This is a genomic window from Arenimonas sp., assembly GCF_019459675.1.
Classification (GTDB): domain Bacteria; phylum Pseudomonadota; class Gammaproteobacteria; order Xanthomonadales; family Xanthomonadaceae; genus Arenimonas.
The window spans coordinates 1-10,238 of record NZ_JAIBFH010000132.1; the positions used below are offsets into that span (position 1 = coordinate 1).

A 10,238-nucleotide genomic window follows, 5' to 3' on the forward strand; every position below is an offset into this window, starting at 1 on the left:
GCCCCTCCGGGGGGTTGGGGGGCGGGTGCACGCATACCTGCCCGGCGGCTTGCGATTGCTGTGGGGGGGGTGGGGCTTCTTATCGGGCGCCCGGGTCGACCGCGTCGCGTATGTGGCGCGGCTCCCGTCCACCGCGCTCGATCAGGATCGTGGCGCCCAGAGCCGAAAGTTTCTTCGCCGTCTCCGGGGTCAGCGCGACGCGGCGTTCGCCGCTGGCCGACTCACGGACGAAAACGATGTTGACCGCCATGCGCACCACTCCCCGGGACCAGTGGGCTTGATGCTACCGGAAGCACCGCCGCGGCGGCAGGGGCCGCCCCGGCCCTTCAGGCCAAATCGGTCTTGAGCTTGCCCATGACCCGGTGCAGCACCTGGTCGAAGACGTTTTCCTGTTCGCGAACCAGCAGGTTGCCCTCCTGTTTCATGGCGGCCAGCTCTTCCACCGACGCCACCAGCACGCGCACGCCGCGCCGGTTGACGAACATCAGCCGCGACGAGATCGGGCTGACCCAGGACAGTTTCACCGGGTGGTGCTTGCCGTCTTCGCCGGCGATATGGATCCAGGTTCCCACCTTGAGCTGGCGCATCAGCTCGACGTCGTCGTCGCTGACGTTGAGGTTGTCGGTGCCGCCCACCACCTCGAGCCGGGGCTTGAGGTCCGCGGCCACGTTGGCGGCGCGACGGTCGGGCATCGGCACCACGTTATCCAGGCCCGGAAGCACCACGGGGGGCGGCGTCAGGCCCAGCGCCATCAGTTCGAGACTGTCGGCCATGGCGCGCACCATTTCGGTGGCCGCCTCGCCGGTGATCCCGGAGCTGGCCAGGACGACCTCGATGGGATCGCGCAGGGCATGCATGGCCGGGGTGATCGGCTTGCCGGACTGGCCTTCGCGCGGCACCAGCGCCAGCAGTTGGTCGGCCAGCGCGAGCGCGGTCTGCCAGGAGCCACTTTCAGGGCCTTCGCGCAGCGCGATCATGGACAGGTGATGGGTCCAGGAACGGCTGAGGAACTCTTCCATCGCCGGGGTGGGCTTGAGGCCACGGGTGCGCTGTTCGAGCTCCTTGGCCGCGAGGTCGCGAGCCTGCTCGAGGCGCTCCTGTCCCCGCTGCGCCTCGGCGGCGCGGCGCTCGGCCAGCTCGACGCGGCGACGGTGCTGGTCGAGGAAGGCGCGCAGCTCCTGCTCGAGGGTTTCGAAGATGGCGATGTCTTCGTTGAACTCGGAGATCAGGCGGTCGACGGTGCTCTCGGCCTTTTGCAGCAGTTCGCGCTCCTGCGGGCCCTCGCCGCGGTTGCCCTCGCAGGCCTCGGCCAGGGAGTTGAGCAGGCGGCGGGCCGGGTGGGTCTTGTAGAGGAACAGACGACGGTCCATCACCGCCGCCTTGACGAAGGGCACCACCAGGCGGGAAATCAGCGTGCGCGAGCCCTCTTCGAAGTCGCGCTCGTCGAACATCACGTCGAACAGCATGCCGACCAGGTCCACGGCGTCCTCGTCGTCCTGGCTGATGCTGACCTTCTCGGGCGGCAGGCCGATGCGGCTGGCGCTCTGCAGAAGCTCGTTCTTGAGCAGCACGGCCAGGGAGGCATCCGGGCGGCGAATGGCCTCGGTGACCGAAGCCGGCACGCTGCCCTGCAGCAGCGACAGCACCGACATCATTTCCGGCGCGGCCATGGGGCGCTGGTCGCCGCCGCTTGCGTCCTGGCTGCGGGTCCCGCCCGCCTGATGGTCGGGGCGCCAGGCGTGGAGCAGCTGGAACAGCGCGTCGTAGATGGCCCGGTCTTCGGGCGCGGCGGCGGACCCTGCCTGGTGGGAGCCGCTGCCGTAGTCGGACGCGGCGCCGGCATAGCCGTCCTGCGACATGGGCGGCGCCTGCATCGGGGCAGCCTGCTGCGGACGCGCCGCCGGCTTCTGGGCGGCAGGCGGATGGAAGCCTGCGGCCGCCAGGCGGCCGTTGAGGTCGGTCAGCAGGTCGCGCAGGTCATGGATCAGTTCGCGCTCGTAATACTTGAACAGGACCATGCGCACGTCGGCCGGCATGTCCACGTCTTTGTGCGCGCCCCGGATGAAGCCTGCCAGGCTGATGGCGCTGACCGGGTTGATGGCGGGGTCGAGCTGGGCCACGCCGCACATGCGCGAGAGCCGGGCCGCCAGTTCATCGAGCTGGGTGCCGTGGATCCGCATCACCGCCTCGGCGGTGAGGTTTGCCGCAAGGTGTTCTTCGAGTTCGCTGACCTCGATCAGCGCAAGCTCCGTGGCGCGCTCTTCGCGAACGGCCACCGGAAGCCCCTGGCGATCCAGGGCGGAGAAGCCCTCGTCGAGGTGCTCGCGGAAGCCGCGCTCGATGGGAGCACGCGACGTGCGCAGCGAGCGCATGGCGTGAAGGTAGGGCGAGCCGTCCGGCGCACCGTCCTTTTTGGCCAGGTCGAACAGCCAGTCGTCGGCGCGCGCGAAGACGCGGGCCAGCACGGCCTGCAGGTGCTCGGTGCTCCGACGCCGCATGGCCGCCAGCAGCTCCCGGTTTGCGGGAGTGGGCTGCCAATCGGGCTTCTGGAAGGTGGTGTCGCTCATGGGTCTTGGCACGTCCGGGGGGAGGTTTACGCGCTATGGGGCAGTGTGCCGCAGCCAGTGATGCTGATTCTGTGACTGTATTCGCAAATCGCTCCAATGGGGCAACAGGGAGAACGGATGGTAATCTGGGGTAAATGAAAGATCTCGACTTCCTGACCCGCCGCCGATCGGTACCGTCGCGCCTGCTGGGCGCGCCGGGGCCGGACCCGGACCAGATTGAGGCGCTCCTGGCCGCCGCGGTGCGCGTTCCCGACCACGGCAAGCTCATCCCCTGGCGCTTCCTGCGCATCCAGGGCGAGGCGCGAGGGGCGCTGGGTGAACTGCTGGCTGCGCGCGGCCTGGAGCGCGACCCCGCATCTCCGGCGGCCGCCGTGGAAAAAGACCGCCAGCGCTTCTCCCATGCGCCGCTGGTGCTGACGGTGATTGCCAGCCTGACCCCGGGCCACAAGGTTCCCGAGCAGGAACAGCTGCTTTCCGGCGGCGCGGTCTGTTTCGCACTGCTGCAGGGCGCCCAGGCGCTGGGCTTCGGCGCACAGTGGCTGACCGGCTGGCCCGCCTACGATCCGGTGGTCAAGGCCAGGCTGGGCATTGCCGCCAACGAGTCGGTGCTGGGCTTTATCCACATCGGCACGGCCAGCGCCGAGGCCCCCGAACGCCTGCGCCCCGACGTCCACAGCCTGCTGACCGACTGGTCGCCATGAGCGGCCCGGTCCACCTGGTGGACGCCAGCCTCTACGTCTTCAGGGCCTGGCACTCGATGCCCCCGGAGTTCAATGACCGCGAAGGCTGGCCGGTGAACGCCGTCCACGGCTTCACCCGCTTCGTGCTGGAACTGCTGGAGCGGCAGCGGCCCGAGCGCATCGCGATCGCCTTCGACGAGTCGCTGGACTCGAATTTCCGCAACGACATCTACCCGGCCTACAAGGCCAACCGCGACGCGGCGCCCGATGAGCTCAAGCGACAGTTCGGTTACTGCCAGCGCGTGTGCCGTGCGCTGGGCTTGCCCGTGCTGTCGGACGGCCGCTACGAGGCCGACGACCTGATCGGCGCCGCCCTGGGCCAGGTGCGCCGCGCCGGCCACGCCGGGCTGATCATTTCGGCCGACAAGGATCTTTCGCAGCTGCTGGACGTGGACGACGAACAGTGGGACTACGCCCGCAACGAGCGATGGCGCGCCGACGGCGTCAAGGCCCGCTACGGGGTGCATGCGCATCAGATCGCCGACTACCTGGGGCTGACCGGCGACGCTATCGACAACATCCCCGGCGTGCCTGGCATCGGCGCCAAGACCGCGGCGGCCCTGCTGGCGCACTTCTCCAGCCTGGACGAACTGCTGGCGCGCGTGGCCGAAGTGCCCTACCTCAGCCTGCGCGGCAGCGCCCAACATGCGCGGCGCCTGGTCGAACACCGCGACATCGCACTGCTGTCACGCCGCTTGGCGACCATAGACGTCAACGCCCCGCTGCCCGCCGACCTCGGTGACGCCACGCGACGCGCCCTCGACACGGCTGCCCTCGAAGCGCTTTGTGACGACGTGCGCTTCGGCCCGATGACGCGCAGGCGGCTGCTTTCCGCCTGACCTCCTGCCCTGGAACCCAACGATGACCGATCAACCCACCACCCTGTGCGAAGGCAACTACCTGCGGCTGGTCAAGCGCGGGCACTGGGAATACGCCGAGCGCACCAATGCCGGAAGCGCGGTGATCGTCATCGCCGTCACGCCCGAGGACAAGCTGCTGTTCGTTGAACAGTTCCGCGTGCCGATGGACGCCCCGACCATCGAGATGCCCGCCGGCCTGGTTGGCGACCTGGACGCGCACGACACCATGGAAGCCGCGGCGCGCCGCGCGCGGGGGGAGGAAACCGGCTGGCAGGCGTCCGAAGTGAAGGTATTGATGGTGGGCCCCACCAGCTCGGGCATGAGCAATGAACTGATCGCCTTCGTGCGCGCCCGCGGCCTGACCCGCGTCCACGCCGGCGGCGGCGACGAATCCGAAAACATCACCGTGCACGAAGTGCCGGTGGCCGACGCGCCGCGCTGGCTCACCGAAAAAATGGCCGCGGGCTATTCCATGGACCCCAAGCTCTGGGCCGGCCTGTGGCTGCTGGACCGCAACCCGGACGGCACGCCGGCCTGAGCGCCGGCCCGGGGCGGGCCGGCAGGGCCGTCAGCGGTAGCCGTCGGTGGCACGCACCAGGATGTCGGTGAGCTCGTCCTCGAAAGCGGAATGGCCCGAGGTGGGCGCGATTTCCAGCTTGGATTCCGGCCAGGCCTTGTGCAGGTCCCAGGCGTTGCGCACCGGGCAAACCACGTCGTAGCGGCCATGGGCGATGACGCCGGGGATGCCCTTCAGGCGATGTGCGTCGCGCAACAGCTGGTCGTCCACGTCCCAGAACCCGCCGTTGACGAAATAGTGGCATTCGATGCGGGCGAAGCTGAGCGCGAAGTGCTCGTCCTCATGGCTGTTGATGAAGGCTTCGTCCTGTCGCAGGAAGCTGGTGCTGGCCTCCCACACCGACCAGGCGCGCGCCGCGGCCAGTCGCACCGACTCCACCGGCGAAGTCAGCCGGCGGTGGTAGGCGCTCATCAGGTCGTGGCGCTCCACCTCGGGAATGGGTGCGAGGTATTTTTCCCACGCGTCCGGGAACAGCCGCGACGCGCCCTCCTGGTAGAACCACTCCAGCTCCCAGCGCCGCAGCATGAAGATGCCGCGCAGCACCAGTTCGGCCACACACCCCGGATGCGCCTGCGCGTACGCCAGCGCCAGGGTGGAACCCCAGCTGCCGCCGAACACCTGCCAGCGCGTCACGCCCAGGTGCTCGCGCAGCTTTTCGATGTCGGCCACCAGGTCCCAAGTGGTGTTGTCGGTGAGATCGGCATGCGGCGTCGAGCGGCCCGAGCCGCGCTGGTCGAAAAGGATGATCCGGTAGCGCGACGGGTCGTGGAAGCGACGCATGCGCGGCCCGCAGCCGGCACCGGGGCCGCCGTGCAGTATCACCACCGGCTTGCCGTCGGGGTTGCCGCACTGTTCGTAGTGCAGGCGGTGGCGATCGTCCACCTGCAGGAAACCGCTGTCGAAGGGTTCAATGTCCGGATACAGGCCGCGCATGGTTTTCTCGCCGACGATGGGGTGCCCCCGATTCTAGCCCGCGCAGCCGCCCGCCCCGGGTGTGAACTGTCACGGGCATGGCGTATGCTCGGCCTCAATGGGTACGCCACCGCCGCAGCTGAGCCTGGTGGGCACCGGGACGGCATTCCCCCCGGTCGGGCCCGCTTCCGCCCACGAAAGCTCACTGCCGCGCGTCCTGTCCCTGGACGCCCATGGACGCATCCTCGACTGGATGCACTGGCAGGACGCCGTTTGCCTTTACGTCCGCGGCGCTGTGGCCTGGACCCTCGGCGTGCCCTGCCTGACGGTGCACGGCGGCACCAGCCGCGCCAGCGGACTGCAGAGCATCATCGAACTCCACCCGATTGTTGCGGCACGCAGCCATGCCCGCGTGCAGGCTCTGCCGCCCTCGCCCGCCCTCACCAACACAGCGCTGTTCGCGCGGGACGCCAACCTGTGCCTTTACTGCGGCAAGGAATACGGCCGCCATTCGCTCACCCGCGACCATGTGATGCCGGTGTCCCGCGGCGGTCGCGATGTCTGGGAGAACGTGGTCTGCGCCTGCTACCACTGCAATTCACGCAAGGGTGGCCGCACGCCGCAGCAGGCCGGGATGCCGCTGCTGGCGGTGCCCTACCGGCCCAGCTGGGTCGAACACCTCATCCTGTCCAACCGCCACATCCTGGCCGACCAGATGGCGTTCCTGAAAAACCACCTGCCCAAGCACCCCCGACGGCCCGTCTGACGCCATTTGACGGGACCCTTGCCGGCGGCCGACACTGCCGTCCTTCACGCCGCCCAAGGTTGGCGTGACCAGGGGGAACACTTTTGATGAGCAATACAAATATCTGTTTCGCCGGCCTTTCCCGCGAGGAAGAGGCGCAGGTGACCGCGGTTTTCCAGCGGGCCAACAGCCGGCTGGGCGGACATTGGACGCTGACGCCGGAAAATGCCGCGGGCGTGCTGGTGATCGACATGGACTCGATGTACGGCCAGATGAGCCTGATGAAGGCCATCGGTTCGGGCCAGGTGCTGGTGGCGCTGACCGCCGGCGGCCGCGCTGAAACCGACTATGTACTCACCCGCCCGGTGACCGACGAGGCCCTGGCCGACCTGATGGCCCGGATAGACAGCCGCCCGGCCCGGGAACCCGTCGCGTCGAATGCAGGCGAGCCTGCCCCGGCCGCTGATCCCGCCCCCGCGGCGGCCCCGGCCCCCGCTCCGATCCCCGCCGCCGAGCGCGTGACGGGTCCAACGCCGGTCGTGCCCGCGGCGCCTGTGGTTGAACAAGCCGCCGCGCCCGCTGCCCCGGCGGCCGAGCCGGCGGCCACGCCGGCCGTCGCCCCGAAGGCTGACCCACGCCTGGCCGACCTGCTTCGCCCGGGGGCCCTGTCGGGCCCGGTCCGGCTGCAGCTGGACGGGGCGCCCGACCTGGTGCTCGATCCCGCCAGCCAGACCTACCTGGCCGGGCAAGCACTCAAGCCGCTGCTGCCCCACTGCGCGGCGACCATCAAGGACACCGACCTGCAGCCGGTGGCGGCCGCCGACCTGCCTGCCATCGCCGCCAGCGTCGGCGGCAGCCAGCCGTGGTCGCGCCTGGCCTGGCTTTGCGCGCTCAGCAGTGGCAACGGGGCGCTGATGCCCGGCTATGGCCTGAACGACAAGTACAAGCTGCTCAAGTGGCCGCAGACCGAGCGTGAGTTCCCCAAGCACTTCCGCATCGCCACGGTGATGATGAAGGGGCCGGCGAACCTCACCGAGATCGCCACGCTGAGCACGACGCCGCTGGGCGAAGTGATGGACTACGTCAATGCCTGCCTCGCCAGTGGCGTGGCTGAACCCGACGCCGTGGCGCCGGCGCCGGCCGACGCGGCGAAGGGCGGCGGCCTGTTGGGCCGTTTCCGCCGCTGATACAGGGGCCGGCCCGCCGGCCCGCGCCCCGAAAATCGAAAGCCACGGCGTCGTCACTGCCTGAACGGCAGTGTGTAGTGCCTTGCCCCGGCGAACCCGGTGCCGGACAATTTGCACCTGACCCGAAGGTACCCGCTCCGCCATGGATTCCCAGCGCTATCCGCGCCTGTCCCGCATCACTGTTCCCGCCGACCTGCGCGAGTTCCCGGAAAGCGAACTCGCCGCGATCGCGGACGAACTGCGTGGCTACCTGATCGAAGCGGTCAGCCAGTCGGGCGGCCATTTCGGCGCCGGCCTGGGCGTGATCGAACTCACCGTGGCCCTGCACTACCTGTTCGACACGCCCGTGGACCGCCTGGTGTGGGACGTCGGCCACCAGTGCTACCCGCACAAGATCCTCACCGGCCGCCGCGACACCATCCACACCGTCAAGCAGAAAGATGGCGTGGCGCCGTTCCCGCGCCGCGAGGAGAGCGACTACGACACCTTCGGCGTCGGCCACAGCTCCACCTCCATTTCCGCGGCGCTGGGCATGGCCATCGCGCTGCAGGCCCGGGGCGACGAGCGCAAGGTGGTGGCCGTGATCGGCGACGGCGCAATGACCGCCGGCATGGCCTTCGAGGCGCTCAACCACGGCGGCGGCATGGACCCCGAGCCCAACCTCCTGGTGGTGCTCAACGACAACCGCATGTCGATCTCGGAGAACGTGGGCGGCCTGACCCGCATGCTGGGCCGGATGTCGGGCAGCCGGACGCTCAACGCGCTGCGCGAAGGCGGCAAGAAGCTGCTGGGCGACAAGCGCCGCCCGGCCGCACGCTTCATGCGCCGCTGGGAAGAACACTGGAAGGGCATGTTCGTGCCCTCCACCCTGTTCGAGGAGATGGGTTTCCACTACACCGGCCCCATCGACGGCCACGACGTGCCGGCGCTGCTGTCCACGCTCAAGACATTGAAGGGCCTGAAGGGTCCGCAGCTGCTGCACATCATCACCACCAAGGGCAAAGGCTACGAGCGCGCCGAAGGCGACCAGATCGAGTACCACGCCGTGGGCCCGTTCGACCCCATCGTGGGCATCGTGAAGAAGCCCGCGCCGGCCAAGCCCACCTACACGCAGGTGTTCGGCGACTGGCTGTGCGACATGGCCGCGGCCGACGACGCGCTGATGGGCATCACGCCGGCCATGCGCGAAGGCTCGGGCCTGGTGCGCTTCAGCAGGGAATTCCCGGCGCGCTACTTCGACGTCGCCATCGCCGAACAGCACGCCGTCACGCTGGCCGCCGGCATGGCCTGCGAAGGCGCCAAGCCGGTGGTCGCCATCTACTCCACCTTCCTGCAGCGCGGTTACGACCAGCTGATCCACGACGTGGCGCTGCAGGGCCTGGACGTGCTGTTCGCCATTGATCGCGGCGGCGTGGTCGGCCCCGACGGCGCGACGCACTCGGGCAGCTTCGACCTCAGCTTCCTGCGCTGCATCCCCAACATGGTGGTGATGGCGCCGGCGGACGAGAATGAGTGCCGGCAGATGCTCAGCACCGGTTTCCGCCATGCCGGACCGGCCGCCGTGCGTTACCCGCGCGGCAGCGGCCCGGGCGTGCCGGTGCAGCCTTCGCTCGACACGCTGCCGATCGGCAAGGCCGAACTGCGCGGTCGCGGCGCCGGCATCGCCCTGCTCTGCTTCGGCGCCCTGCTGCCGGCGGTGGAAAAAGTCGGCGCCGAGCTGGGCCTCACCGTCGTCAACATGCGCTTCGTGAAGCCACTCGACCGCGCGCTGCTGCTTGAGCTGGCGGCCAGCCACCAGGGCTTCGCCACCGTCGAGGACAACGCCGTGATGGGCGGCGCCGGCAGCGGCGTGGCGGAACTGCTGGCCGCCGAGGGCATCACCCTGCCCATCCTGCACCTGGGCCTGCCCGACCGTTACCAGGAACACGCCAGCCGCGAACACCTGCTGGCCGAAGCCGGCCTGGACGCCGACGGCATCCGCTCGGCGCTGCTTCGCCGTTGGCCGGCACTGGCCGGCGTACCGGTGCGGGCATCCATCGGCTGAGCGGGCTGCGCCGCCCCGGCGGCGGTTTGCTAGAGTGCCGGGCGTCACCCAACGCCAGGGGAACGCCCATGCGACAGGTCCGCCGTGTTGCCGCCGCTTCACTTGTGCTGGCCCTTGCCTGGGCTGGCTCCGCCGCCGCCGTCGACAACGACACCTGGCCGCAGGCCGCCGCCCGCCCCCCAGCCGGCGCCCCGGGCGCCCCGGGGCCCCCTGATCGACTTGGCCGCCCCCGGCGCCGACATGGCCGCCGCCGGCCCCGGTCAAGGCTATGTCTCGGTGCGCGGGGCCTCGTTCGCCGCGCCGCTGGTGGCCGGATTGCTGGCCCGCCGGCAGGGCCGGGGCGATCCGGTGCAGGCCCTCGCCGCCGAGGCCCGCGACCTGGGCGCGCGCGGTCCCGATCTGGTCTACGGCCGCGGCCGCGTCGCCGCCGACCTGCGGGTCGAGCCTCGCGCGATCGGGGCCCGGGGGCGGCTTTCACGCTGAATTCGGCGCCATTCCCCGCCGCCCCGGATGAATCCGCGGCGACCGGTCGTTGGACCCTGCGAGGGCGGCTTCCCGCCCGCGTGATTGCAGGAGAGACGAGATGCGCAAGACCCTGATGCTGAT

Annotated in this window: 10 protein-coding genes; 7 read left to right on the top strand and 3 right to left on the bottom strand. The window is 69.8% G+C overall.

Annotated elements, in window-relative coordinates:
- Nucleotides 1-79: 79 nt before the first annotated feature.
- On the bottom strand, nt 80-250 hold the full coding sequence (locus K0M70_RS04715; RefSeq protein ID WP_290779942.1) for a hypothetical protein: 171 nt from the start codon (nt 248-250) through the stop codon (nt 80-82).
- A gap of 76 nt (nt 251-326) precedes the next feature.
- A complete protein-coding gene (locus K0M70_RS04720) occupies nt 327-2,567 on the bottom strand; it encodes a DUF1631 family protein (RefSeq protein ID WP_290779945.1) in 2,241 nt (746 codons plus the stop codon).
- A gap of 134 nt (nt 2,568-2,701) precedes the next feature.
- Here K0M70_RS04720 and K0M70_RS04725 point away from each other — a divergent pair, with 134 nt between their 5' ends.
- Genes K0M70_RS04725 through K0M70_RS04735 form a run of 3 tightly spaced genes read left to right on the top strand, consistent with a single transcriptional unit; the run spans nt 2,702 to nt 4,705 of the window.
- Nucleotides 2,702-3,268 (top strand): nitroreductase, encoded by a 567-nt coding sequence (locus K0M70_RS04725; protein ID WP_290779947.1) that lies wholly within the window; start codon nt 2,702-2,704, stop codon nt 3,266-3,268.
- The gene (locus K0M70_RS04730) at nt 3,265-4,146 is read left to right on the top strand and encodes a 5'-3' exonuclease H3TH domain-containing protein (RefSeq protein ID WP_290779950.1); all 882 of its coding nucleotides are present in this window, start codon (nt 3,265-3,267) and stop codon (nt 4,144-4,146) included. Before K0M70_RS04725 ends, K0M70_RS04730 begins: the two co-directional genes overlap by 4 nt.
- Nucleotides 4,147-4,168: 22 nt before the next feature.
- A complete protein-coding gene (locus tag K0M70_RS04735) occupies nt 4,169-4,705 on the top strand; it encodes an NUDIX hydrolase (protein ID WP_290779952.1) in 537 nt (178 codons plus the stop codon).
- Nucleotides 4,706-4,735: 30 nt separating this feature from the next.
- Here K0M70_RS04735 and pip read toward each other — a convergent pair whose 3' ends face one another.
- Nucleotides 4,736-5,677, bottom strand: a complete 942-nt coding sequence (gene pip / locus K0M70_RS04740; protein ID WP_290779954.1) for a prolyl aminopeptidase — start codon at nt 5,675-5,677, stop codon at nt 4,736-4,738.
- 97 nt (nt 5,678-5,774) lie between these two features.
- Here pip and K0M70_RS04745 point away from each other — a divergent pair, with 97 nt between their 5' ends.
- The 4 genes from K0M70_RS04745 to K0M70_RS04760 all read left to right on the top strand — a co-directional run bounded on the left by K0M70_RS04745 (nt 5,775) and on the right by K0M70_RS04760 (nt 10,115).
- Nucleotides 5,775-6,422, top strand: a complete 648-nt coding sequence (locus K0M70_RS04745) for an HNH endonuclease (protein ID WP_290779957.1) — start codon at nt 5,775-5,777, stop codon at nt 6,420-6,422.
- Between the two features lie 86 nt (nt 6,423-6,508).
- The gene (locus K0M70_RS04750) at nt 6,509-7,588 is read left to right on the top strand and encodes a hypothetical protein (protein ID WP_290779960.1); all 1,080 of its coding nucleotides are present in this window, start codon (nt 6,509-6,511) and stop codon (nt 7,586-7,588) included.
- A 142-nt stretch (nt 7,589-7,730) separates the two neighbouring features.
- A complete protein-coding gene (dxs, locus tag K0M70_RS04755; RefSeq protein WP_290779963.1) occupies nt 7,731-9,632 on the top strand; it encodes a 1-deoxy-D-xylulose-5-phosphate synthase in 1,902 nt (633 codons plus the stop codon).
- Nucleotides 9,633-9,872: 240 nt separating this feature from the next.
- On the top strand, nt 9,873-10,115 hold the full coding sequence (locus K0M70_RS04760) for a hypothetical protein (protein ID WP_290779966.1): 243 nt from the start codon (nt 9,873-9,875) through the stop codon (nt 10,113-10,115).
- Nucleotides 10,116-10,238: the final 123 nt, after the last annotated feature.